Genomic DNA, 23,588 nt, shown 5'->3' on the forward strand with positions numbered 1-23,588 from the left:
TTTTAAGCTAAGTGATTGAAAAATATGCAGCGGGCTCAAATTGGAAGGCTTCTGCTCTACCATTGAGCTACACCCGCGCGGCGGCCCTCTTCCTTGGCCGGCACCGATTTGTCAATGGGGCGCGTTTTCCAGAGCGATCGGGTCGGCGAGCGTGATGCCGTCAAGCACATGCGCAGTTTCGTCGCGCACGCGCAGCATGAGCTCGCGCAGGCGGCACTTGCTCTCTTCGAGGCAGTTCTTGCATGTCTCATGCGCGAAGCGGCTGGCGCAGGGGACGAGAGCAAGCGACCCGCGCGTCAGCCTGACGATATCGCCATAGCTTATGTCGACCGGAGCAAGCGCAAGCCAATAACCGCCATCCTTGCCGCGAAGCGTCGCCACAAGGCCGGCGCGGCTCATCTCGGAAAGGATCACCGTCAGGAACTTTGCCGGAATATTCTGCGCGTCAGCTATCTGTGTGAGCTGGATTGGGCCTTCACCATAATGGTCGGCCAGGTGCTGGAGCGCTCGGATTGTGTACCGGGTCCGTTGAGAAAGCATATTGCGTCAATGAACCCGAAGGCGCGCGATTGCAACTGGCCTGACGCAATCAGCCAATCCCCGGATTGAACGACGGTGGATCGCTGGCTGGGAAGGATTCGTCCGAGGCCTCGTCAACCTCGTGCCAGGCGCGGTTCGCGCCGTCACGCATCGCCGCCGGGCCGGCATTGCGGACCTGCGCATGCGCTTCACGCTCGCTCTCGCCGGGCGAAAAGGCGGCTGCGTGTCCATTCACGGAATCGCGCGATCCGGTCCGCTTGCGAACGAAAAGCCAGCCCGCCAGCAAACCGAGTCCGGCCGACGAAAGTCCGACCATCCATTTGTCGACCTTGATGCTCCGCGCCTTCGCCATGTCGCAACTCCCATGTCCGATGCCGCATCACCAACCCGGCAATGCGCGGCACGTTCCGTTCTATCGCCAACCCTTCTATTCGGGTCGGGGGCGCTTTCCAACGGCCCGCCGCACAAATCGGAACATCCCCTTCGAGCCGCGGGTTGCTTCCCTATCCCGATGACGGGACGATGCAGGAGGACCTTGCAATGCCTGACAAGAAAAAGCAGCAGCAGCAACAGCCCCAGCGGCAGCAACCCGGACGCGACGATCGCCAGCAGCAGCAGCAGCAGCCCGACCGTCAGCGCCAGATGGGTGATGATGATCGCCGCCAGGACCATCAGCAGGGCGGTTTCGACCGCGACCGTTAGGGCAATCGCTCAAGAAACGTCGGGGGCCGCCACGCGGCCCCCATTTTTATCCGTCGCCGACCATGGCGCTTTCAGTGGAGAACAGCAGCGCAAGGTCGCTGCGCTTCACGAGAAGGTCATCGAGCGAATAGCCGTCGAGCACGGCCATGAATGCGGCCAGCGCCTCCCTGAGCGCGCCGGTCAATCCGCAGGCGGGTGCGATAATGCAGCTGCCGCAATCGACGAGATCGAAGCCGTCCTCGGTATGCCGCACCACCGCGCCGACATTGATATCCATGGCTGGGCGGCCCAGTCGCACACCGCCGAAACGGCCACGCACGCTGGTGACATAACCCGCATTCACCAGATCGTTGACGACCTTCATCAGGTGGTTCTGCGAGATGCCATAGGCGCGCGAAATTTCGGCAATCGAGCATAGCTGTTCGGGGCGCGCGCCGAGATAGAGCAGCACACGCATTGCATAGTCGGTGTAGCGCGTAAGGCGCATCTCATTCCCTTGTTTCTCGCCGTCTACTGACGTGGCGCCGTTATATGTATTTTTGTTGCATGTTTCAAATCAGCTGATACATGCACATAATACATGATTGGAGCGTGAGTCGTGAACGATGCAGCACAGATCGACGATACGGGGCTCGAACGGCTCGTCGCGCTGTTTTATGGCCGCGTCCGCGAAGACGCCGAGCTAGGCCCCGTCTTCAACGACGCCATCCACGATTGGCCCGAGCATCTCGACAAGCTTGTCGCCTTCTGGTCGTCGGTGATGCTGACAACGGGGCGCTACAAGGGCAACCCGATGGCTGCGCACCTGAAACATGCTGCACGGATAACCCCCGAACTCTTCGAGCGCTGGCTGACGCTGTGGAATCACACTGCGGCCGAGGTGATGGCGCCCGATGCGGCGGCTGCACTTCAGGGCAAGGCGGCACGCATCGCCGAAAGTCTGCAACTCGCACTGTTCTTCAGGCTCGAACCCCGTCCTGCTTCGAAAAAGGCGGCCGCGTGACATGACCGAGCCCTATCGCTCCACCGCGGTTTTCGACGAAACCACCCTCCCCGCAGCGCTGCGCGCGGAGCACAGCACCAAGGCGGGTGTATGGGGCATGGTGCGCGTCCTTGAAGGACGGCTGAAGCTGACCTGGCTCGATCCCGAAGGCGAAGCGATCCTTACGCCCGACACGCCCGGACTGCTTCACCCTCAGCAGCCGCATTTCGTTACGCCACTGGGACCGGTGAAGATGCGCGTCGAATTCTACACCGGCCCACCCGACGGCTGATCCCCGCCTTTCGCAATTTCCCAACCCGACAAGGAAACGCTGATGACCCAGTCTCTCAGCGAGCGCACGATCGCGCTCGTCAAAGCCACCGTCCCCGCGCTCGAGGCGCACGGTCTCGACATCGTGCGCGAAATGTATGCGCGCATGTTTGAAAATCCCGAGATCCGCGACCTGTTCAACCAGTCGCATCAGGGGGCGGACGGCGCACAGCCTCGCGCACTGACAGGCGCGATCCTCGCCTATGCGGCCAATATCGACAATCTTGGCGCGCTGGCGGCCGCGGTCGAGCGGATCGCGCAGAAGCATGTCGGGCTGCAGATACTCCCCGAACATTATCCGCACGTCGCGAACGCACTGCTCGGCGCGATCAAGGCGGTACTCGGCGACGCTGCGACCGACGAGATTCTCGCGGCCTGGGGTGAAGCCTATTGGTTCCTCGCCAACATCCTGATCTCGCGCGAGAACAATATCTATGGTGAACTCGCTGCGGCAGAGGGCGGCTGGGCCGGATGGCGCGATTTCGTGATCGAGAAGGTGCAACCCGAAAGCGCGGTAATCACCTCGTTCATCCTGCGGCCCGCCGATGGCGGCGGGGTCATCCGTCACAGGCCCGGCCAGTACCTCACTTTCTGGCTCGAAATTCCCGGGAATCCGCCGATCAAGCGCAACTATTCGATCTCCAGCGCCCCCAATGGCGAATATTACCGCATCTCGGTGAAGCGCGAGCCGATGGGCCTTGCCTCGGGCTGGCTGCACGATCACGCGACGCCGGGGACGGTGCTGAAGGTTGCCCCGCCTGCGGGCGAGTTCTTCCTGCCCGAACGGCCCGAGCGCCCGGTGGTGCTGCTATCAGGCGGCGTCGGGCTGACGCCGATGGCGGCGATGCTCGAGAGCGCGGCCGAGCGCCATGCCGATCTGCCGATCCACTATATCCATGGCACGCATGACGGCACGACGCATGCGATGCGCGCATCGGTGAGCGCACTCGCGATGGCGCGCCCCGGCATCAAGGTGACGACCTTTTACCAGACGCCGCGCGCTGAGGACGTCATCGGAGAGCATTATGACCGCGCGGGACTGATCGACCGTGACTGGCTGGAATCCGAGACGCCCATCGAGCAGGCGGACTATTTCCTGTGCGGCCCGCGACCGTTCCTGCGCACATTTGTTACCGCGCTGTCGCAAGCCGGAGTACCGGCCGACCGCATCCACTACGAGTTCTTCGGCCCCGCCGACGAACTGCTCGCGGCCTGACGATGGGGGGACGCGCCTCGGCACGTCCCCCTATACCCATCAGGCAACCGAGCGAAGTCGCGCCTTCGGGCGCTCGTCGCCGGTGTCGAAACGTTCGGCCTGTTGCGCGAGCCCGACCGCTTCGGTGGTGAGATTGCGCGCTGCGGCGGAGGTTTGCTCGACCATCGCGGCATTTTGCTGGGTCGACTGATCCATCGTGGTCACCGCGACGCTGATCTGCGTGATTGCGGAAGACTGCGCCTGATTGTCCTCGGCCATCTGGCCGAGCAGGCCATGGACCTCGCCCACCCCGCCCGAGATCGTCTCGAGCGCGCCGTCGACGCGTTGCACCGCATCGACCGCTGTGACGATGTCCGACTGCGTCACCGTCAGCTGCTCGCGCGCACGCTTGGCCTCTTCCTCGGCGCGCATCGCGAGCGCCGAGACGAGATCGGCGACCACCGCGAAGCCGCGGCCGGCATCGCCGGCCCGCCCAGCCTCGACCGCCGCGTTCATCGCGAGCACGCGCGTCTGGAAGGCGATCTTGTCGACCCCCTCGATCACCTGGTCGATGCCCTTGGCGCTCTCGATCACACGGTCCATCGCCTGCACCGCCTCGACCGCGATCGCACGGCCGTCCGACACCGTTGCAAGCGCGTCGTCGGCACGCGCGACGGTCTTCGATGCGGCGACCGCCGAGGCCTTGAGGCGCTCGTCGATCTGGACGAGCGCCGCGGAAGTTTCCTCGAGGCTTGCCGCATTGCCTTCGGTACGCCGCGCCAGATCCTCGGACGCCTGCGCGATCTCCTGCGAACCCGTGCGGATCCCGCTCGCACTCGCCGTCACCGCGCCGATCATCTGGCGAAGACCCGCCAGCGCTGCGTTGAAATTGTCCTTCAGCGCCGCATAGCCGGCCGGGAAGGCCACATCGATCTCCGCGGTCAGGTCGCCATTGGTTAGCGCGTCGAGGCCCGCACCAACCGCCCCCGTCACCACACGCTGCTCCTCCGCTGCCCGCCGGTCGGCCTCGGCGCGATCCGCCGCGGCGCTGCGGAAGACGTCCGCCGCACGCGCAAGCGTCCCGATCTCGTCCTCGCGGTCGACATGCGGGATGGCCATATCCTCGCCGCGAGACAGGCGATCGACCGAGTCGGTGAGCGAAGCGAGCGGACGCCGAACGATCGCACCGATCGCCTGAAAAAGGCTCCACAGCGCCACGCCGAGCAGTGCGATGCCGCCAAGCGTCAGGATCCACGCCAGATGGGTTGCCGGCGCAGCGATGGTCGCGCTCGGCACGTCGAGTACGAGTGCCCAGGTCGCATTCAGATCCTTCATCCGGATCGGATAGATCACGCGCAGCATGCTCTCGCCGTCGACCTCGAAGTCCTCGATGACCCGCGTCTGTCCGGTCGACAGCGCCTCGCGCACCTGATCGGCACCAGCTTCCTTGTAGGTCTTCATCCGCACTTCGGCCTTGGGATGCGCCACCCACATCGCAGAGCCCGACAGGAGCATCACGCGCCCGGTGCCGAAAGGCTTCAGCTTGCCAAGGCGTTCGGAAATATTGTCGAGCGCGATGTCGATGCCGGCAACGCCGATCAGGCGTCCGTCCGATTTCACGGGATAGGCGATAGACGTCATGGTGATCGTCTTGCCGCCGGTTTCATACGGATAGGGATCGGTGATCGCGGCTTTGCCGGTGTCACGCGCCAGTGCGTAGTAGGAGGCGGAATAGAGTCCGGCCTCGGTATTGGGTTCCATCCTGATCGCGCCATTGTCGCGGATCCAGTAGGGCACGAAATTGCCCTTCGGGTTCGAAGCCGGATGACCGGTCATCGCCGGGTCCTGCCCATCAAAGCCGTTGGGCTCGGCGAAATACCAGCTTCCGAGCGCCATGTCCGAGACGAACGTGTTGGGCTTGAGCGTCGCCATCACCAGCGAACGATCGCGCACGCCCGATTCATGCATCGAGCCGATGTTGACGCTCATCGAGCGGACGGTGCCGCTGATGAGATCGAGATCCGCGCGCAGGCCATTAGCCTGCGATTCCGCCTGCGCCACCGCGGAGTCCGCCGAGAGCTGCTCGACCACCCCGCTGGTCTTGAGAACGACGCCGGTGAAGCCGATCAACACCAGCGCCCCGATCGCGAGGCCTGCGACCGTCATCAACTTGCCCGCAATGTTCATGCGGCTGAGCACGCTATTCATCCTGTTTCTCCGCCTGAAGGGTGGGCTCGCAAGCCTCAGAAGGCCGCGCTGATCGAGAACAGCGCCGCGGCATCGACCGGCCGTGCGCCGCCGAGATCGGTGTCGACATAGGCGACGCCCAGTGTGAGCGCACTGAATGTGAGATCGGCGCCGAGTGACCAGTCGAGATAATCGCCCTGCCCGGGCGCCATCGCGCCCTTGCTGCGCCCGAAATGGCCCTTCAGCGTCAGTGGTGTGCCCGTGACGGGCGCGGCTGCGTCGCCGAACAGATAGAGATGATCACCGCCAAGGGCCGATTGATCCCAGCTATAGCCCGCGCCCAGCGTCGCCTTGACCGGACCGATCTCGCGATTGAGCTTGGCTATGGTCTCGAAATAGTCGGCATTGCCCAGGCTGTCGTCGCCGGCAGGGTAGCTGTAATAGGTGATCGCAACGTCGAGTCCGGTCCTGGGCGCGATCGTCCCGGCCCAGCCGGCATAAAGGTCGATCTCGGTCGGCCCGTAGAGCTCGCCCATGTCGAGTGATGAGCCCCAGGCGCCGACATAAAGGCCGCTTTCATGCGTAATGTTGATCGTGGCCTGAACTGCAGGATCATTCTCACTCAGCGAGATACCACGGAACCGATAGTCGCTGACGATCGCAGCGGAGCCCGAGACGGCGACGGACGATGGCGAGTCCTCCGCAAAGGCGGGCGAAGCAGGCAAGACGAGCGTCGTCAGGGCGAGAAATCTCGCCGGAATGAAAGGGCGCATGGTTATCCTGTGCTGTCAGATTGAATGGCACAGTCATTATAGGAAGGGGGCCAGCCGCAACGGCCGCACGGCGCAAATTTCGGAAAATCCGCGAAATAACAGCGCCGCGGCTCCGGCAACCATGGTCAGGCCGGTAGAGTTACGCCTTCGAATTCGGGGGATGGTGGACAGGGCTGGAGAGTCACTATCGCCAACCATGATATTGATTTTCCTAGGTTCTTACGACCCGGTTGATGCCCAATCCGTACCTGTTTTCCGTACCTATCGCAAGCATCCAAGGCGATGCGGACTCGTGCGCCCTAGCGCGCCATCCAATGGACGCGCCACGGGTGCCCTTCCTCATTGGTCGCAGGAAACGAATCCTTGTGGGCAACAAGCACGTTCCAAACGTCGTCGGGAACAAACATCGGCACATGCTCCATGTCAAAGACCTGTCCCGGACGGAGCGCGTTGCGGATGATCCCGCGCGCGAGAAGCGTGGCGGCGTGCCCCCCGTCTGCCGCACAATCAAAGCTCTTCTGGTTGTTCGCCAAAAGATAGCCGACAATCTTGCGCTCGTCCTCGGTCATGTGTGGGATGTAATCCGTCACCGCTTTTCGGCGCGCTCTGGAGTTCCGCCACCGGTTCCAATGCGTGACGAGCCCAATCATTTTCCAAAGGTCTCGAATGATAAGGGAGGCCCACAGTGCCCCCGCAAAAATGCCGATAAAGACCGCCAGCAACAGCATCCACGGCTCTAGGGGCGGCAAGAGCCCGCTCTTTGCGAGATACACAAAGACGCCACATGCAACTGACAGGGCGAACGCTTGCGCCGCCGATGCCTTCAAAATGTCTGGTAGCTTCAAGCTTTCAAGCAATGCCATGCGTGCCCCTCCCCAAGGCGCTAAACCTGCCACAGCAATCTCACATAGGATAGGATATCGCTAGGTTTCGAAGGGGCTCTTCAGGCACGGTGAAGGAGATGACATGGGAGTACGCTTCGAGCAGGGCAGCACAAGGAAGGTCATCATAATCGGCCCACTCGCGTTCAAGCTGCCCAAGGGTGCCGTCGGCAGGCGCTGCAATCTCCACGAACAAGGGGTCTGGGAGAGAAATCGGGCTCACGAATCGCGAGGACCACGCCTGTGCCCGGTTCGATGGTGTGCGCCCGGTGGATGGCTGCTGATCATGGCTGCAGCAGCACCTGCTCCTCTCGACTTCGACATCTGGGCGCTCGATGATTTCTGGGACTACTGTCCGGGTGACGATGAATGGCCGGGGGAGCCTAAAGCGGCTGACTGGGGTGTCTTTCAGGGGCGACTTGTCATGGTGGACTACTCCACCCCAGCGCTGACCTAATGTCCACTCAGGGGAACTAGGGCCCTGCGAAAAAAGCAGGGCATCTCGCCCCCGAGCGAAAACTTAGGCCACCTCAGCATCCCGCAGGCGGTATATGGTGGACCGAGCGACCCCGAGGCGCTTCGCGAGGGCTGCGGGGCGTTCGCCTCCTGCCAGCGCGGTCTTGATTTCCGCCGCGTCGATGGTCGCCGGGCGTCCCTTGTAGACCCCCTTGGCCTTCGCGGCCTCGATCCCGTCCTTCTGGCGCTCGGCCCTGATGTCCGCTTCGAACTCCGCCACGGCAGCCAGGACGGCGAGTGTCAGCTTGCCGGTTGATGTTGAGGTATCAATCCCCGCCTGTTGCAGGACGCGGAACGATGCGCCCTTCTCCGTCACGCGGGCAATGATCTGGTGGAGGTCGATGACGGAGCGCGCCAGCCGGTCGAGGCGGGTGACAACGAGGGTGTCCCCTTCCCGGATGAAGTCGAGTGCAAGGTTCAGCTGCTCACGGTCGCTGGCCTTCCGTCCGCTCTTCTTCTCGGCAAACACCTTGGTGCACCCGGCATCCTTCAGGGCCTCCAACTGCACCTCAAGGGACTGGCCAGTGGATGATACGCGGGCGTAACCGATAACTGACATGTGAAACTCCCTGTCCGATTTGGGTCTAGAGCCTCGCCAGTAGCTGTCCGACAAATGACATGTCAACCCATATCGGACGCAATGGCGACAGGGATAGGACGTCCGCTATGAGTATACCCATATCGGACCATCAGCTCTGTCGACCCATCCCTCACATTCGAGACCAGTACTCGTCCTCGCCCACTCCGCCCCTACTTTCTTTGCAGGCCGTTTCGACAATGGGCCTCGGCCTAGTCATTGGGATAGGACCAAGGCGAGTTAGCAACCACGCTCACTGGGCAACCACCCCGATGGGGGGAAATGCGCTGTTGCGAGCGTAGGTATGGGCCTTCGAAAATCTGCACCAAATCTAACCGGCCTGCATCTCTCGTTGGTCGATGGGTCTCCCGAGGCGAACTGACCTCGGGGTGACCATCGTGACCGAGAGTTGCGGCTTGTGCCTGAAGACCATCCTGCTCCAGCCCCTTTCCTCGTCCTTTTTGAAGGGGATGGGGAAAGGGTTGGCGAGGTCTGCCCCACGTCGACTTTCTTCCACGCCGGTCCGCCTTCGATGCCCCCAAGATTGAAGTGTCCGAAGTGCTCCCGGCATGATGCTTTCTGTCAGGCTTGCTTGACGGTCTTGAGCTTGGTCGAGCTGTGAGGTGTGGCTCTATAAGAAGGGGTAATTATCGGTGTGCCTCACGCGAACATGTACGTCGCGTCCAGCACGCTTCGAAGATCGAGTTCACCCTTGTTCGGCAGGGGCGGAACTTTCGCGCGCAGCTTGGCATCGTCGAGTTGTCCAAGAATCTCAGCGCGGAACTGGGCCAACGGGTCTGCTTCGTACATGGTCACGAAAGTCTCCCGCAGGAGCCGCGAGAGGCAGGCTGTGTCAGCCGCATGCGTTCCGAAGCTGTCATGAATGACGGCGATGTCGGTGATGCCTTCGTCGGCCGCAGCCAATACGGTCAACATCAGGTGGGCGGAATCCAGCGAGTGGACGAAGTTCGGTGCAATGCCGCTCAGTGCCCGCTTGCCATTTGTGAGGCGAAGGTCAGGGTCTTCGATGAAGTTCGATAGCGTGGGCGGACGCTCGTCGATCAACCCCAATTGCATGCGCTTTCCGCGAAACATCACCTCGGTCTTTTTCAGCTCGGTGTTCGGGTAGCGCTGTAGGACCGGAAGCCCTGCAGGCGATGTCCACCATATTGGTTGGTCAGCGTCGTTCATCACCTTGGCGGCGGAACGCAGCCATTTCATGGCTCCGCTCGCGGCTGGAACCGTTTCTTCAATCAGCTTGAACAGCCGGGTGGACAGCCACCGTGCAGCATCGAAGTTATCGGCACCCAGAAGATGTGGCGGAGCGCCGCTTGCCTTCGCCGCATCGTCGAGGTCATCCAGTTCCTTGACGATCTGCTCGGTCATGCTGAACGCTTTTGCCGAGTAGACGTACGTCATGCACGGACGCTTCACGAGACCTCGGGTAATCTTGCCGCCCTTCCACGATCCAGCGAGGGAGTCGTTGCTCTCGTCCACCATCGCCTGCGCCTTCGCTGCGACCAAAGCGTAGATGTCCCCCGGCCTGCCTGTGGCAACCAAGTTCACATGCGGGGCCGCATCGGTGTCCCGCAGGAGCGCCGTGAGATGCTGCAGGCCCGAGTTCGATCCGTCGATGGCGATAGGCAGGCGCGAGACAAGCTCAGCGCCCTGCTCGACATAGCCCGCCCACTCGAAACATGCGGCCAGCGCCGCCCACGGTTTATCGGCTCTCGTCCAGAACCGCTGACCGTCCAGCGGGTCTTTCGCGCTGTCGAGGATGGCTGCGGTGTTGGCGTCTACCCACTCAATGCGGTCATCGAAGCTGACCTTGTCGATGCCGAACACATTGGCGACGTGGATAGCCAGCCATCGCGCGCCGTTTGCGCCCAGCGCCTTGCCTTGAGAGAACTCCAGCAGCGAGCGTCCGGTATCGCCAGCCTGCGGATGAGGTCCGGCCTGAGGGATGGGATAGACCCGGCCACGCCAGTCGAGGTCGTGCGGGAAATAGATCGCCGGAAAATCGGCCAGCTTGCGGGCAACCCAGAGTTGCTGTGCGAGGGCGAAGCGCTTGCTCTTGCCCCTTGCATTGCGGGCGTGGACTTGTGCCCTCGCGCGTTTCCAGTCGACTTCCAGCTTGGTGCCTTTTGCAGCGGTTTCGGGGCGCTCAGGCAGCGGCTCAAGGTCACGCAGCGGAAGACCCGCCATACCGCCACCGCTTTCGCTGATGGCTTCCATGACGTCCAGAACGCGCCGGTTGATGCGCCATGCGGTGTTCTGGATTGTGTTCACCCCCCGATAGACAGGGTCGATGTCCATGCCTTTCAACTCTTCGAGATACGGCCGCGCATAGGATTGCACCAACTGATTGCCGATAGGCGGTTCAAGATAACCGCCATCGGTTGGCGTCGTCCAAGGACGTGGCGGGACGACCATCGGCAACGGCAGAGGATCGAGAAGTTCACAGCGTTTGTGCTGTTTTTCGAGCCACGAGAGAGCCTTGTCGGACATTTCCAGTCGATATTCGTGACGGTAGTCCTTGCTACGGTTCTTCTTATTCAGCGTAAGCTCGAACAGCCCCGTAGCGTCCGCAGCAAGTTCGAGTAGTTTCGTTCCGAGCAGCAGCTTCTCCCTTGGCTCCCAATGCAGCGCTACGCCCTCGGCCTCGTGAATGGCCGTAACGGCGCGCTGTCGTTTGGCGCTGACCACCGAACGGCCTGCAAGGCTCCGCTGAACACCTTCGGCACCGGCGGGGTTCGCTCTAGCGAACTCCATGCCCTGTATGTGGTCCATGACAGCCCGCGCGACCATGTTCGCCGCGCTCTGTGCGCCAAGCTGTTGAGCGCCTGCCTGAATGGCACAGCGAAGCGTCAGGTACGCAAGCGCCTTCGGGTCTACGTCGTATGGCTTGAGGAGACCGAAAGCGACATGACGTCGGCCCGCACGGCCTGCCTTGCCTGACGCAAGGAACTCTTCGATTGCTTTGACAGTTGGCTCAAATGCCTGCCGCAGCATGGCCCGTCCGGGAGGAAGTGATGCTTCGTCAGCCTGTGGCCCGAACGCATCCATCCAAGATGCCGTCCGCTTGTTGCGGTACTGAGCCTGACCGATGGCGCGAGACTCCGCTTCGAGGCCCCGCTGGCCCTCCATGAGATCAACTTCGACTTCTGACATAGACCGGACTTGCTTATCGTGATGGTAGGAAGACTGGGTTGAAGCAGTTACGGTGCCGCCGCTTCCGGCCCCTGCCCAGCCGCTCTCAACGCCTCATAGAGCTGCCCCGGCCCCAGCAGAATGTCCTTGAGACCCGCACGGACCTTGTCGGACCCGAGTGCCTGTTGGCTCATCTTCTGGTGAGCGTCTAGGGCGTCGATGATGGCGTTCAGGAGTTCATTGTCGAGCGTGGGCGACGAGGCGAACTGAGCCTTGCTGTTGTTCTGCGCCTGCGTGACGAGTTCCTCGGACTCCAGCAGCTTGCCCCTGATAACCTCGTTCACATAGACGAGCTGGTCGCCATCGGTGAGGTCGCCATCGAACAAATCGTTCACGCGCTCGATGATCTCGCGCAGGAGGGCTTTCTGCCTCTCCTGAAGCGTCCCCGAGCCCGCATCCCCCACCGGCGCGATCTTTGGTGCTTCAGCGTCTCCGAGGATCATCGGCTGCTTGCCGAGCTTCTTGAGGGCGTGGTGGGTGAGGACGAGCTGCGACACGTCGACCGTCGTCCGCTCGCGCCCGAAATCAAGGAGGCGGACCAGATACTTGAAGAACAGGAAGCGCTTCTCGATGTCCGTGTTGCCGTAGTCGAACATCTGGCTGAGGAAGGTGTAGATGCGGATGAAGGTCTGCGCATCCGCCTTGAACATACTGAGCGCGTTCATTTCGTCGGACGCCGCAGCCGCTGCCTTCTGATCCTCCAGTTCCTCGGCGTTAGCCTTCGATTCCTTGGCAGCCGCGAAGCGTTTCAGCAGTCTATCCGCGACGGGCCCGACGGCTCCCGCCAAATCACCTTGAGTGGACTTCGGGTCCATGACGACGGCAGCGACGCGATCCACTTCAAAGCTGTCGTACCAGCCGCCCGCGTCGAGCTTGGCGCGAAGATCGTAGACGATGTCGGGGTTAGTCACGCCTTGGAGCTCGGCGGTCTCAAAATAGGTCCGGAACGCGGCGAGCACGTCGTCGGAGCTGTTCACGAAGTCGAGGACGTACGTCGTGTCTTTGCCTGGATGGGCACGGTTGAGGCGCGACAGTGTCTGCACGGCCTGAACACCCGCCAGCCGCCGGTCGACGTACATGCCGCAGAGCAACGGCTGGTCGAAGCCGGTCTGGAACTTGTTGGCGACGAGGAGCAGGTGATAGTCCTCCGCCTTGAAGGCGTCGCGTATGTCACTGCCCTTCAGGTTCGGGTTCAACTCCTTGCTCGCCTCGCTCAGCGGCTCAGGAAAGGAGTCGGGATCATTGACCTCGCCCGAGAAAGCAACGAGCGTTCCGAGCGGGTAACCTTGGCCCTTGATATATTTGTCGATAGCGAGCTTCCAGCGCACAGCCTCCTTGCGGCTGCTGAGCACGACCATCGCCTTCGCCTTGCCCTCCAGCAGCGGCTGGACGTTCTCACGGAAGTGCTCGACGACGATCTGGACCTTCTGGACGATGTTGTAGGGATGCAGCGAGACCCACTGCATGATCCCCTTCATCGCGGTCGAGCGCTCGACCTCGTCGTCGCCCATCTCCTGGCCGCCATGAGCGAGCTTGAAGGCCAGTTTGTAGGGTGTGTAGTTCTTGAGGACGTCGAGGATAAAGCCCTCTTCGATGGCCTGCCGCATCGAGTAGACGTGGAATGGCTCGGGGAGCCCGCCGACTTGCTTGGGACGCCCGAAGAGCTGCAGCGTCTTGGCCTTGGGCGTCGCGGTGAAGGCGACGTAGGTCACGCCCTTGTCACTCGCCCGCGAGGCCATCTGGGCAGCCAGCAGGTCCTCCGTGTCGATCTCGCCGCCGTCGTGCAGTTCGGCGACCTCCTCGGGAGAGAGCACCTCCTTGAGCTTCGCCGCCGCTTCGCCCGTCTGCGAGCTGTGCGCCTCGTCCGCGATCACCGCGAAGCGCTTGCCCTCGGTTGCCGCCAAGTCTCGCACGGCCTGCAGTGCATAGGGGAAGGTCTGGATGGTGCAGACTATGATCTTCTTGCCGGCCTTCAGCGCTTCAGCGAGCTGACCGCTCTTACTACCGCTGTCACTCTTGATCGTCTCGACGACGCCAGTGGTCCGTTGGAAATCAAACAGGGCGTCCTGCAGCTGACCGTCAATCACCCGGCGGTCGGAGACGACGATCACCGTAGAGAACAGCTTCTCGTCGTTCTCGTCGTGCAGCTCGGACAGGAAGTGTGCGGTCCATGCGATGGAGTTGGTCTTGCCTGATCCCGCCGAGTGCTGGACCAGATATTTCCCGCCCACGCCTTCAGCCAACACCGCTGCCTGCAGTTCCCGCGTGACATCGAGCTGGTGGTAGCGCGGGAAGATGATCGAGCGGATGTTCTTTTTCTCGTCACGCTGCGTGACGAGGTAGCGGCCGAGCAGTTCGAGCCAGCTGTCGCGCTGCCACACCCGCTCCCACAGATAACCCGTGGGATGACCGAAGGGCTGCGTGGGGTTGCCTTTGCCGCCACGGTCGCCCTGGTTGAACGGCAGGAAGAAGGTCTGCGGCCCCGCGAGCTTGGTCGTCATCATTACCTCGCGGTTCGACACCGCGAAATGGACGAGCGCCCCCGATGGGAAGCTCAGCAGCGGCTCGCGCTCATGGCCCTTCTGCTGCGGCAGACGATCAAAGCGATACTGGTTGACCGCATCCTCGACTGACTGGGTGAAGTCGGTCTTGAGCTCGACCGTGGCGACAGGGATCCCGTTCAGGAAGAGGACGAGGTCGATGCAGTTCTCTTTGGCGAGGCTGTAACGGACCTGCCGCACGACACGTAGGCGGTTAGCGTTGTAGCGAGCGACGACGTCCGGGTTCATGCCCATAGCCGGCTTGAACTGCGCCAGCGCCATCATCCCACGCACGCCAATCGTCTCGACGCCATTGCGGAGCACATCGAGTGTTCCACGGTCATCGAGCGACTTGCGGACGCGGTCGAGCAGGATGCCCTCCGCAGAAGCCCCGTGGAGCTTGGTCAGACTCTCCCATGCCTTGGGCTGCGTCTCCTGAACCCAAGCGACCAGATCGGCCGGGAACAGCGCCCGCTTGCGATCATAGGCCTGCGCGTCGCCGAACTCGTAGAGCCAGCCCTTGGAGGCGAGTACGGCGCAAACCTCGCTCTCGAAGCTGATCTCCTGATGCAGCGCGCTCATCTGATCGGTTCGTCAAACAGGGCGTCGACCTCGGCGTTCAATTTCTGCGCCTCCCATTCCTTGTAGCTTCGCCCAGTTGCCACCTGCTTCCAGTCCTTAGCGCCGTTTGCCGACCGGCCGGTCGCAACAGAGGCAGCCGCACTCGGACTCTTGAAAGCGTAATTCTGCAGAAACTGCCAACGCCCTTCGGCTTGGCCGATCACTCCTTCGCGACGAAGGTCCCGATAGAGCGATGCATATGAACTCGGCCCATGGGATTCGCGAGCCGAAGAACCGGTCAACACGACGAACTCCCCAGCTTCATTCTGCACAGCCTCGGCCTTGAATCCGTCCTTCCGCATTTCTAACACGAACCGTGGCTCCGGATTGAATGGCGCGCTGACAGTCGATCCGATCTCTGGAACCGAGCTTGCCGGGCGCCGCACCGTAGACTGAGCTGGCACGGGTCGAGTTCGTTGGATGAACATGTCGACGCGAACGGCGGGAAGGACGATAAAGAGGTTCTCCAAGAACGCTTCCATCTTTGCGATGTCGGCCTCGCTGAGGATGGCGGGCGTTGGGCTCGTGTTGTTGTCGAGCGGCACACGACCGATGGTGCGCGCCTCGGCGATCAGCCGAGCTTCAAGGTAGCGCACATGAGCTTTGTTGAGCTTGTTGGCTGCGGCCGTGATCAGGACGGCGCTGGTCCACCATTCCTTGCGGACGTCGTGACTGCGGATGCGGGCCGAGATGTCCTCGCCCTCGCCCACATAGGCGCGCGGCTCGCCCTCCTCTTCTCCAATTAACAGGTAAACGCCCGCATAACTTGCCTCCGGCCGCGCCAGCGCCTCAGCGATCTGGGTGCGCGGAGCCATCAGCACATGGCCGGTCCAGTTGAACAGCTCGGCCGTCAGCATCCCATCCGGCCGACCGTCGATGTAGTAGAGCTCCAGCGAGCGGCCGACCGCTGAGCTCATAGCAGCGTCCCCGTGTTTGTTCTAGGACCCGAGCCGGCGGGGACAATGCCATGCCGACGCATCCAGCCCAGCCACTCGGCTAGCTCATGTGCGTGAAACTTCTCGCGCTTCTCTGGGTGCCAGTCATTAAGGAATCCAGAGATGATGTCCGCGTCGGTAGGCGATGCACCCTCAATGAGCGCGTCGTTCCACACGCCATAAAGAGTCGCCACAGCTTCAGCTCCTTTGGTGCTGAGTGTTGCGAAGTCGGCAATCAGCCTGTCAAACTTGGCCGTCCGATCCGCGCCGAGCCAGTCGGCAAACTCTTGGCGATGCGTGCCGCGCTGCTGACCGGGTCGATAGTTGACGGTGGTGCCAGGGCCGCCCGGTTGATCGCGCCGGATGTCTGCCATGTTCCGAGCGCTGCTCTCCATCTCGTCGAGCATTGAACGGTCGAGTGGGCCGGCAGCCTCGCGCGTGTAAGAGCCAGCAAGTTCGTTTACGCCGACGTGCGCTTCAGTGAGGAAGGCAATCTTCTGGAGCTTCACGCGGCCGAAGGTCGCCTGATGGGAGGAACGTTCAATGATTTCGACGGCGACCAGTCCTCGCGCACGGGATCGATCCATCGGAAATGTAAGTACCGCAGCTGACTCGCGGACATCAATCTTGCCGGTAACGGAAGCGGAGATGAGAGCGGCGCGGTGCTCCTGAAGATAACCTATCGCCCGATTGGCTTCTTTAAGAAGAGCGTCGAAGCGTTCCACTTGTCCAGAAATGACCGTAGCGATCTGATGCTGTTCTTCCAGAGGGGCCACTGGAATCTTGAAGTTGATGATGTCGGAGATATTTATGTGAGGGGAGGTCGCCCCGCCAAGATCAGAGAGGACCTGCTGGTACACTGCGTCGCTGTTGAGCGTCCACATCAGATAGGTCGGTGCAGCGGACGGAGCGCAACGAAACATCATCATGCGCTGTCCTAGGCAAAGTTCGACGCCCTCGGGGACCAGCGCTGCCAAGCCAAAGCGCTCACCTTCACGCGAATAGAGGACATCTCCGGCAAGCGGACGGAGGCGCTGAATCCGCTCCTCGTATATTTCGCGCGACACGAGGCGCGCTTGATCAAGAAGCAACCTTCCTCGTTCGACATCGGCCGTACGGATCGCGGGGTAGATCAGTTCTCCGTCGTACGTGGGCGTGGTGTGCAGGCAGTCCACGACGTGTGAGCAGAGGTGTTTGAGGCTCCAAATGTCCCAATGCGCTGGCACGTCGCCCAGCCATTCCACGCCGGAGTCTTTCATGGGCACCGTGGGGTCGAGGCCCTTGGTTACCGCATGGGAGATGACGGCCTGTCGCTTCTCCTTGAGCAGCTCGATGAGCCGCCGCTGCTCATCCACCAGCGCATCGATCTTGGCCGTCTCGCGGTCGAGGAAGGTGGCGATGCCTGGAACATCTTCATCCGGCGGAATGGCAACCCGTACATCAAGCAGATCGCCTGTGTTGAGACGCAAGAATGCCGTCCCCATTCCCCGACAGCGCGTAAATAGTTCTCCCGCTGCAAGGTCTGTACGAAGCGCCGCACAAAGCAGTGGGCCATACTTTGGCTGTAGGAAAGTGAACACCGAGTAGTCAGGGCTGACCATGCCGTGGTGTGACGAGATTGCAAACACGCCATTCCACGCCTGCATCTTGTTCATCACGAGCTGGCCGGGCTTTACCAGCTTATATTTCCCGTAGTCGCTGGATTCAGCGGCCCCCTGACTCAGTTCGGACCGCTTCACCACTCCCGCAGACTTCGACAGTCCAAGAAGTTCCACGTCTTGAGCGCCGACACGCTCGTCCACTTCCTCGAGCATTGTCTTCAGGCGCACAACTCGCCAATCACTCGGCACAAACCCAAGCCACTCAACGCCGCTATCTTGATAGCTCGGATAGGCCGGAAAGCTCACGCCGCCAGTTCCTCAATCATCGCCTTGATCCGATCGGTCACCTGCTTGAGGTCCGCGTCGATCTCCTCCAGCGGCCGGGGCGGCTCGAAGACGTAGAAGTGGCGGTTGAAGGGAATCTCGTAACCCACCTTGGTCTTGCTCCCGTCAATCCATGCGTCCTCGGCATGGGGCAGGACTTCGCGGCGGAAGTAGGCCTCCACATCCTCTCCCAAGGGCACGTTCTCGGTATCGCGCAGGGCGCTGTCGGCCTGCGGCTTGCCCTTGGCCTTGCCGCGTTGAGCCAGCACCACGTTGCCCTCCTCGTCCCGCTGGGGGCGCTCGACGGTAATCGTGCGGTATCCGAAGGCGCTGTTGGGGAAGAGACGCGAGAGCGGGGCGAGCCTCACCTTGCCGCCCTCAGGCGCGTCCGGTGCCTTCTCGCCGACCCAAACGATCTCGCGGGCGACCTCCTTGCCGTCGGCGTCCAGCACGGTGGCAACCTCTGCTTCCTCGGCACGGCCGAAGAGCTGAGTGATCTGGCGGATGTGTTCCTCGCTCAGTTCCTTGCGCTTCGAGCCGAGAGACTTCCTCATCTTCTGCCAGAAGGCCGAACCGTCGATCAGTTGCACCTGACCCTTGCGGCCGGCCGGCTTACGGTTCGAGACGATCCAGACATAAGTGGCGATGCCGGTGTTGAAGAACATGTCGGTGGGCAGCGCGATGATCGCCTCGACCAGATCGTTCTCCAGCATGTAGCGCCTGATCTCGCTCTCGCCGCTGCCAGCGCCGCCGGTGAACAGGGGCGAGCCGTTGAGGACGATTCCGAAGCGGCAACCGCCCTCGGTCGCCGGCCGCATCTTGGACAACATGTGCATCAGAAACAGCAGCGAGCCATCCGAAACGCGCGGGAGGCCGGGGCCGAAGCGGCCGTTGAAGCCCTGCTGTTCATGTTCCTTGCGGACTTCCTTTTCGACCTTCTTCCATTCCACGCCGAAGGGCGGATTGGCGAGCATATAATCATAGGTGTGGCCGTGGTGCCCATCGTCCGACAGTGTGTTGCCAAAGGCGATGTTGGACACGTCCTGCCCCTTGATCAGCATGTCCGCCTTGCAGATGGCGTAGGATTCCGGGTTCAGTTCCTGCCCCGACATGGTCAGCCGCGCACCGGGGTTCAGTTCCGCCAGATGCTCCTCGGCCACCGACAGCATGCCGCCGGTGCCTGCGGTGGGGTCATAGATTGTCCGCACGACGCCGGGTTTCGACAGGACGTCGTCATCCTCAACAAACAGCAGGTTGACCATGAGGCGAATGACTTCACGCGGGGTGAAGTGGTCACCCGCCGTCTCGTTCGAGGCTTCCGCGAACTTGCGGATGAGTTCCTCGAATACGTAGCCCATCTGGTTGTTCGACACCTTCTCGGGGTGAAGATCGATACCAGCGAACTTTTCGATGACGAGGAACAGCAGCTTGGCACGGGCCAGCTTGTCGATCTGGTTGTGGAACTCGAACTTTTCGAAGATGTCCCGTACTTCGGGCGAGAAGCTCTGAACGTAGGACGTGAGGTTCGCGGTGATGTTATCCGGGTCGCCCAGCAGCTTCTGCAGGTCCATCGGGGAGGTGTTGTAGAAGCTGACGCCCGCCTTGCGGCGCAGGAACGGTTCGGGATTCAGGCCCGCGTTCGAGCGCAGGTCGTATTCGGCCAGAACGTCTGTCTTGGTTACTTCCAAAACGCAGTCGAGGCGGCGCAGGACGGTGAAGGGCAGGATGACCGAGCCGTAATCGGCTGGCTTGTAATCCCCGCGCAGCAGGTCAGCGACCGACCAGATGAATGCGGACAGAGCGGCTTGGTTCATTACGATGTATTCCCCTTTGGCCGCTTGCTACGCGGGTGCGGCATTCCTGTGCAAGCGAAGAAGCGCGTCATTCCCCAAGACACAGGCTGGCAGGCGGACCGTCAGGAAGTCGCATACCGGGGCAGCTTCTCAACGGCAGCTTGCAGAACTGGAAGCGGCTGCTTGCCGTACTTCTCGCCTTCGGTGCGCGGCACATGGCCCTGTATGGCGTCCCGAATCTCCGCGTCGATACCTGCAGAGCGCGCCACGGTCTTGAACCGATGTCGCCAGCCGTGGTTGGGCTGGGGTGTAGTTACGCCAAGTCCCCTGACCCATTCGGCCAGCTTCGAAGCCCGCTGCTTCGGTAGCGGGTTAACCAGCGAGCCACCGTTCTTCGGCAAGTCGTAGAAGAGCGGCGTAGCATCGCCTGCCTTTGCTAGCTGCAGGATGCCTTGCTCGATCAAGTGCGAATGGATCGGGATGGACCGTGCCTTGCTGTCCTTAGTGCTGCCCGCCTCTGGCGTGATGTGATAGACCCAGACGCCGCTCTCCTGTCGGATGTCCATTGCCCGAAGTTGGGTCACTTCACCAACGCGCGCGCCGGTGTAAGCGCAAATCCACGGCACCCACCGTCGTGCCAGCTTGTGGCGCTCCGTCAGTGCATCCGGCTGGGGCGTAAGGGTCGCCTTCAGGATCGTCTCTGCGGCTTCGTCGCTGTGGTCCTTGTCCTTCGTCTCCACGGCCTTCGGAGCGCGGACCTTCAGGCCACTGGCAGGGTTCGACAGGATAAGCTCATCATCGTAGGCGATACCGAGAGCGACGCGAACGGCAGGGATATAGCTATCGGTGATAGTCTTCTTGGCCAATGGCTTGGCAACCAAAGCTTCAACCCATCTATTAAGGTCACCGCGAGTCACCTTGGTGGCATCATCGTGGCCCACATGCTCCACGAAGTTGCGCACCTGCGGCCTCCACTTGCTGCAGGTACGGACGCTGGCAGCGCCTGACTGGGCGTAACGCTCGAATAGATCGGTGATGGAAACAGCGGCCTTAGGGGGTGTCTTGGGCTTCTGGGGAACCGCTGCGGGGAGTGTGACGTCCACAGGCGGAAGAGCGACCAGTGCGGGGTCTGGTCGGGTGTCACCAGCTTCACGGCGCTGCAGACGGTCGAAGTAGGCAAGGTGTAGTTGGCCAAGCTCTTCCAGCAGCATGGCGGCGCTATCGTCGGTGACCTTCAAATCGCGTGACCGGAGCAGCTCGTCCCGCGCGTCGATCAGCTGGAGGCCGGGGACCAGACGCACCTCTGTCGTCTCGGTGTCGTAGACCTCATCAAACAGAAGAGCGCGGGTGGCCTCCCAGTCCACTTGGGAGCCGTCTGGGGCCGTGAGGTCGATCTCCCCTTCCCCGTTAACCGCATCGCGGTACCAGACCCCAGCCAGCGCTTTAGCCTGCTGACGAGTGAGACGGACGAGGCCAGCGCCTGATAGCTTCTGCTTGTGGAGGTCGATCTCTGATTCAATCTTGGCGCGCCACTGCAGGTATTCTGCCAGCGCCTGCGCGTCTGTCAGGTGAGCGGGCCAAGTGCATTTCTCCTCCCGCTTGCCGTAGGCAGGACGAATCCCCTCAGGGATTTCCTTGCGGCCCTGCCAGATGCCTGTCTTGGATCGCTTCAAGCTCACACGCGCTATACCCATTTCCGTACCATCCTTCCGTACCACATTGGGCGAAAGAACCTCGGAAAATCAGCATCTTGTTGAGAAGCCTCGGCTTCTGGGTTTGGTGGTGGACAGGGCTGGATTCGAACCAGCGTACGCTCTCGCGGGCAGATTTACAGTCTGCTGCCATTAACCACTCGGCCACCTGTCCAGGGTGCCTGTCATCAGGAAGGCGGCTCAATGGCGAAACGGCGCTTGCCTGTCAACGCCTCGACGCGCAAAAGCGCCGAGATTATGAAAAGAGGCCATAGACCATCGCAGCAGGCGCACGGACGTCCCCGTTTCTGGGGTCGGCACGCCGTGCTTGCCGCGCTCGCCAATCCCGAGCGCACCGTCCGTAAAATCTGGGGAACGCGGGAGGCTTTGACAAGGCTCGACCTGCCCCCGGTGATTCCCGTCACCTACTGCGATGTCGCTGATCTGGGCCGACTCGTCCCCCCTGACGCGCCGCATCAGGGGATGGTGGCCGAGGTCGATCCGCTCGAGGATGTGTGGCTGGGCGAACTCCTGGAACGCGGAGCCGAGCAGAATCGGCCGCTCGTGGTGCTCGACCAGGTTACCGACCCGCACAATGTCGGTGCGATCCTGCGTTCGGCCGCGGCCTTCGACGCGCTTGGCATCGTGACGCAGGACAGGCACGCCCCTCCCGAATCGGGCACGGTGGCGCGTGCGGCTTCAGGCGCGCTCGAGCTCGTGCCCTGGGTGCGAGTCGTCAATCTGGCGCGCGCACTCGATGAGATCGCGGAAGCCGGCTTCTGGCGCATCGGCCTCACCGGTGGAGCAACGCGTACGCTGGGTGAGGTGATGGGCACGGCCAAGGTCGCGCTCGTGCTCGGCGCCGAGGGTGAGGGCCTGCGACACAACAGCGCGGCGCATTGCGACGAACTTGCCAAGCTGCCTATCAGTCCTAAGGTGGAAAGCCTGAACGTATCGAACGCCGCGGCGATCGCGCTCTATGCGGCGGCGACGCGGCCACAAGTGGGGGGCTGATTCATGCATCACCGGATCGGGCGGCTCGCGCTCGCGATCGTCACGCCCTTGCTGCTGACCGGCTGCCTCCTGACTCCGGGCAAATTCGCCTCGACGCTGAGCATCAACGCCGATCGCAGCTTCACCTTTGCCTATAAGGGCGAAGTGGTCGCGTTCGATCCGAGCGACGAAATGGGCAAGGCGCTCAAGGAAGGTTCGGAGGACGAACCGGGTTCGGACAGCGAAGACGGCGACGCCAAGGAAGACGACACCTACTTCACGCCGGCCGCCCTCCAGAGCGAGGACAAGGACACGGCGGAGACCGATGCCGACAAGGAACGCAAGCATCGCGCAATCGCCGAAGCGCTGACCAAGGAAGCCGGCTATCGCTCGGTGCAGTATATGGGCAAGGGCAAGTATCTGATCGACTATCAGGTGAGCGGGACGCTCACGCACAATTTCGTCTATCCCTATAATCTCGATGCAGAGGTCGTCTTCCCTTTCATTGCGATCGAATTGCGCAAGAACGGGACGGTGCGGCTGAAGGCGCCCGCCTTTGGCAACGAATCGACGGGGGACCAGACTCCGGGCCGCAGCGAGGCAACCAGGCTGCTCGACGGCACCTTCACGCTCGATACCGACGCCGAGATCGTCAGCCAGAACAATGAGGATGGCGTGCAGCTTGTGAGCGGCCGCAAGACGATCGTGTGGCAGGCCAATCCGCTGAGCAAGGCGGCGCCTTTGGCGGTGCTGAGGATGACGCGCTAGGCTCGTCCAAGACCGAGCGAGTCAGAAGACGAACCGCGCGGGAAGCGCCGGCATTGGCCGGCGCCGCCGTGACTCAGTCTTCCTGTGCGATCGTGACGCGCAGGCCGTCGAGGCTGTCGTCGAACGGGATCTGGCACGACAGCCGCGAGGAGTCGTTGCGGTGGTCCGAGCTGTCGAGCAGGTCGTTCTCGTCTTCGCTCATCGACGGCACCTTGTCCGCAAACGCCGTGTCGACATGGACATGGCAGGTTGCGCACGAACAGCAGCCGCCGCAGAGCGCGAGGAGTTCGTCGAAACCGGCGTCGCGGATAACCTCCATGACCGACAGGCCTGTTTCGCCCTCGATCTCATGCTCGGTCCCATCGCGCGTGACTACCACCAGCTTCGGCATCAACCCGTCTCCCATTTCACTGCGCGCCCTATCCCCGA

At 62.1% G+C, this 23,588-nt stretch carries 21 protein-coding genes and 1 tRNA gene; 7 read left to right on the forward strand and 15 right to left on the reverse strand.

The window, feature by feature from the left end; translation table 11 throughout:
• Positions 1-111: 111 nt before the first annotated feature.
• Both MKI88_RS14600 and MKI88_RS14605 read right to left on the reverse strand, forming a co-directional pair.
• Positions 112-540: an Rrf2 family transcriptional regulator gene (locus MKI88_RS14600; RefSeq protein ID WP_241632127.1), complete on the reverse strand. Its 429-nt coding sequence runs from the start codon at positions 538-540 to the stop codon at positions 112-114.
• Positions 541-589: 49 nt separating this feature from the next.
• The gene (locus MKI88_RS14605; protein WP_241632128.1) at positions 590-892 is read right to left on the reverse strand and encodes a hypothetical protein; all 303 of its coding nucleotides are present in this window, start codon (positions 890-892) and stop codon (positions 590-592) included.
• 188 nt (positions 893-1,080) lie between these two features.
• Between MKI88_RS14605 and MKI88_RS14610 the strand changes: the two genes are divergently transcribed.
• A complete protein-coding gene (locus MKI88_RS14610; RefSeq protein WP_241632129.1) occupies positions 1,081-1,242 on the forward strand; it encodes a hypothetical protein in 162 nt (53 codons plus the stop codon).
• A gap of 46 nt (positions 1,243-1,288) precedes the next feature.
• Here MKI88_RS14610 and MKI88_RS14615 read toward each other — a convergent pair whose 3' ends face one another.
• The gene (locus MKI88_RS14615; RefSeq protein ID WP_241632130.1) at positions 1,289-1,729 is read right to left on the reverse strand and encodes an Rrf2 family transcriptional regulator; all 441 of its coding nucleotides are present in this window, start codon (positions 1,727-1,729) and stop codon (positions 1,289-1,291) included.
• 111 nt (positions 1,730-1,840) lie between these two features.
• On the opposite strand from MKI88_RS14615, the gene MKI88_RS14620 reads away from it, so the two are divergent.
• The 3 genes from MKI88_RS14620 to hmpA are packed head-to-tail and all read left to right on the forward strand — an operon-like array spanning position 1,841 to position 3,770.
• A complete protein-coding gene (locus MKI88_RS14620) occupies positions 1,841-2,245 on the forward strand; it encodes a group III truncated hemoglobin (protein WP_241632131.1) in 405 nt (134 codons plus the stop codon).
• Position 2,246: 1 nt separating this feature from the next.
• Entirely contained in the window at positions 2,247-2,516 is a 270-nt protein-coding gene (locus tag MKI88_RS14625) for a DUF1971 domain-containing protein (RefSeq protein ID WP_241632132.1), read from the forward strand.
• Between the two features lie 42 nt (positions 2,517-2,558).
• On the forward strand, positions 2,559-3,770 hold the full coding sequence (gene hmpA / locus MKI88_RS14630; RefSeq protein ID WP_241632133.1) for an NO-inducible flavohemoprotein: 1,212 nt from the start codon (positions 2,559-2,561) through the stop codon (positions 3,768-3,770).
• A gap of 39 nt (positions 3,771-3,809) precedes the next feature.
• Here hmpA and MKI88_RS14635 read toward each other — a convergent pair whose 3' ends face one another.
• The 3 genes from MKI88_RS14635 to MKI88_RS14645 all read right to left on the reverse strand — a co-directional run bounded on the left by MKI88_RS14635 (position 3,810) and on the right by MKI88_RS14645 (position 7,572).
• Entirely contained in the window at positions 3,810-5,957 is a 2,148-nt protein-coding gene (locus tag MKI88_RS14635) for a methyl-accepting chemotaxis protein (protein WP_241632134.1), read from the reverse strand.
• A 35-nt stretch (positions 5,958-5,992) separates the two neighbouring features.
• Entirely contained in the window at positions 5,993-6,709 is a 717-nt protein-coding gene (locus tag MKI88_RS14640; RefSeq protein ID WP_241632135.1) for a TorF family putative porin, read from the reverse strand.
• Positions 6,710-7,008: 299 nt separating this feature from the next.
• Positions 7,009-7,572, reverse strand: a complete 564-nt coding sequence (locus tag MKI88_RS14645) for a super-infection exclusion protein B (protein WP_241632136.1) — start codon at positions 7,570-7,572, stop codon at positions 7,009-7,011.
• Positions 7,573-7,675: 103 nt separating this feature from the next.
• Here MKI88_RS14645 and MKI88_RS14650 point away from each other — a divergent pair, with 103 nt between their 5' ends.
• Positions 7,676-8,047, forward strand: coding sequence for a hypothetical protein (locus MKI88_RS14650; RefSeq protein ID WP_241632137.1), 372 nt, complete (start codon positions 7,676-7,678; stop codon positions 8,045-8,047).
• A gap of 63 nt (positions 8,048-8,110) precedes the next feature.
• Here MKI88_RS14650 and MKI88_RS14655 read toward each other — a convergent pair whose 3' ends face one another.
• The 8 genes from MKI88_RS14655 to MKI88_RS14690 all read right to left on the reverse strand — a co-directional run bounded on the left by MKI88_RS14655 (position 8,111) and on the right by MKI88_RS14690 (position 21,573).
• Entirely contained in the window at positions 8,111-8,665 is a 555-nt protein-coding gene (locus MKI88_RS14655) for a recombinase family protein (RefSeq protein ID WP_241632138.1), read from the reverse strand.
• Between the two features lie 678 nt (positions 8,666-9,343).
• A complete protein-coding gene (locus tag MKI88_RS14660) occupies positions 9,344-11,854 on the reverse strand; it encodes a DNA-directed RNA polymerase (RefSeq protein WP_241632139.1) in 2,511 nt (836 codons plus the stop codon).
• Between the two features lie 47 nt (positions 11,855-11,901).
• Entirely contained in the window at positions 11,902-15,015 is a 3,114-nt protein-coding gene (locus MKI88_RS14665) for a type I restriction endonuclease subunit R (RefSeq protein WP_241632140.1), read from the reverse strand.
• Positions 15,012-15,971 (reverse strand): GIY-YIG nuclease family protein, encoded by a 960-nt coding sequence (locus tag MKI88_RS14670; protein ID WP_241632141.1) that lies wholly within the window; start codon positions 15,969-15,971, stop codon positions 15,012-15,014. Before MKI88_RS14670 ends, MKI88_RS14665 begins: the two co-directional genes overlap by 4 nt.
• On the reverse strand, positions 15,968-17,896 hold the full coding sequence (locus MKI88_RS14675) for a restriction endonuclease subunit S (protein ID WP_241632142.1): 1,929 nt from the start codon (positions 17,894-17,896) through the stop codon (positions 15,968-15,970). Before MKI88_RS14675 ends, MKI88_RS14670 begins: the two co-directional genes overlap by 4 nt.
• On the reverse strand, positions 17,893-19,728 hold the full coding sequence (locus MKI88_RS14680; protein WP_241632143.1) for a class I SAM-dependent DNA methyltransferase: 1,836 nt from the start codon (positions 19,726-19,728) through the stop codon (positions 17,893-17,895). Before MKI88_RS14680 ends, MKI88_RS14675 begins: the two co-directional genes overlap by 4 nt.
• 101 nt (positions 19,729-19,829) lie before the next feature.
• Entirely contained in the window at positions 19,830-21,401 is a 1,572-nt protein-coding gene (locus MKI88_RS14685) for a tyrosine-type recombinase/integrase (RefSeq protein WP_241632144.1), read from the reverse strand.
• Between the two features lie 86 nt (positions 21,402-21,487).
• Positions 21,488-21,573 (reverse strand) — tRNA-Tyr (locus MKI88_RS14690).
• 83 nt (positions 21,574-21,656) lie between these two features.
• Between MKI88_RS14690 and rlmB the strand changes: the two genes are divergently transcribed.
• Entirely contained in the window at positions 21,657-22,412 is a 756-nt protein-coding gene (gene rlmB, locus MKI88_RS14695; protein ID WP_241632145.1) for a 23S rRNA (guanosine(2251)-2'-O)-methyltransferase RlmB, read from the forward strand.
• Positions 22,413-22,415: 3 nt separating this feature from the next.
• Positions 22,416-23,159, forward strand: a complete 744-nt coding sequence (locus MKI88_RS14700) for a hypothetical protein (protein WP_241632146.1) — start codon at positions 22,416-22,418, stop codon at positions 23,157-23,159.
• 73 nt (positions 23,160-23,232) lie between these two features.
• Here the strand turns inward: MKI88_RS14700 and MKI88_RS14705 are convergent, their stop codons facing one another.
• Entirely contained in the window at positions 23,233-23,550 is a 318-nt protein-coding gene (locus tag MKI88_RS14705) for a 2Fe-2S iron-sulfur cluster-binding protein (protein ID WP_241632147.1), read from the reverse strand.
• Between the last annotated feature and the right edge of the window lie 38 nt (positions 23,551-23,588).

The organism is Sphingomonas sp. LaA6.9, from assembly GCF_022601895.1.
Classification (GTDB): Bacteria; Pseudomonadota; Alphaproteobacteria; order Sphingomonadales; family Sphingomonadaceae; genus Sphingobium_A.

Coding starts and splice junctions, on each gene's coding strand:
- MKI88_RS14600 (WP_241632127.1), bottom strand. CDS start 540: ATGCTTTCTCAACGGACCCGGTACACAATCCGAGCGCTCCAGCACCTG.
- MKI88_RS14605 (WP_241632128.1), bottom strand. CDS start 892: ATGGCGAAGGCGCGGAGCATCAAGGTCGACAAATGGATGGTCGGACTT.
- MKI88_RS14610 (WP_241632129.1), top strand. CDS start 1,081: ATGCCTGACAAGAAAAAGCAGCAGCAGCAACAGCCCCAGCGGCAGCAA.
- MKI88_RS14615 (WP_241632130.1), bottom strand. CDS start 1,729: ATGCGCCTTACGCGCTACACCGACTATGCAATGCGTGTGCTGCTCTAT.
- MKI88_RS14625 (WP_241632132.1), top strand. CDS start 2,247: ATGACCGAGCCCTATCGCTCCACCGCGGTTTTCGACGAAACCACCCTC.
- hmpA (WP_241632133.1), top strand. CDS start 2,559: ATGACCCAGTCTCTCAGCGAGCGCACGATCGCGCTCGTCAAAGCCACC.
- MKI88_RS14635 (WP_241632134.1), bottom strand. CDS start 5,957: ATGAATAGCGTGCTCAGCCGCATGAACATTGCGGGCAAGTTGATGACG.
- MKI88_RS14640 (WP_241632135.1), bottom strand. CDS start 6,709: ATGCGCCCTTTCATTCCGGCGAGATTTCTCGCCCTGACGACGCTCGTC.
- MKI88_RS14645 (WP_241632136.1), bottom strand. CDS start 7,572: ATGGCATTGCTTGAAAGCTTGAAGCTACCAGACATTTTGAAGGCATCG.
- MKI88_RS14650 (WP_241632137.1), top strand. CDS start 7,676: ATGGGAGTACGCTTCGAGCAGGGCAGCACAAGGAAGGTCATCATAATC.
- MKI88_RS14655 (WP_241632138.1), bottom strand. CDS start 8,665: ATGTCAGTTATCGGTTACGCCCGCGTATCATCCACTGGCCAGTCCCTT.
- MKI88_RS14660 (WP_241632139.1), bottom strand. CDS start 11,854: ATGTCAGAAGTCGAAGTTGATCTCATGGAGGGCCAGCGGGGCCTCGAA.
- MKI88_RS14665 (WP_241632140.1), bottom strand. CDS start 15,015: ATGAGCGCGCTGCATCAGGAGATCAGCTTCGAGAGCGAGGTTTGCGCC.
- MKI88_RS14670 (WP_241632141.1), bottom strand. CDS start 15,971: ATGAGCTCAGCGGTCGGCCGCTCGCTGGAGCTCTACTACATCGACGGT.
- MKI88_RS14680 (WP_241632143.1), bottom strand. CDS start 19,728: ATGAACCAAGCCGCTCTGTCCGCATTCATCTGGTCGGTCGCTGACCTG.
- MKI88_RS14685 (WP_241632144.1), bottom strand. CDS start 21,401: ATGGGTATAGCGCGTGTGAGCTTGAAGCGATCCAAGACAGGCATCTGG.
- rlmB (WP_241632145.1), top strand. CDS start 21,657: ATGAAAAGAGGCCATAGACCATCGCAGCAGGCGCACGGACGTCCCCGT.
- MKI88_RS14700 (WP_241632146.1), top strand. CDS start 22,416: ATGCATCACCGGATCGGGCGGCTCGCGCTCGCGATCGTCACGCCCTTG.
- MKI88_RS14705 (WP_241632147.1), bottom strand. CDS start 23,550: ATGCCGAAGCTGGTGGTAGTCACGCGCGATGGGACCGAGCATGAGATC.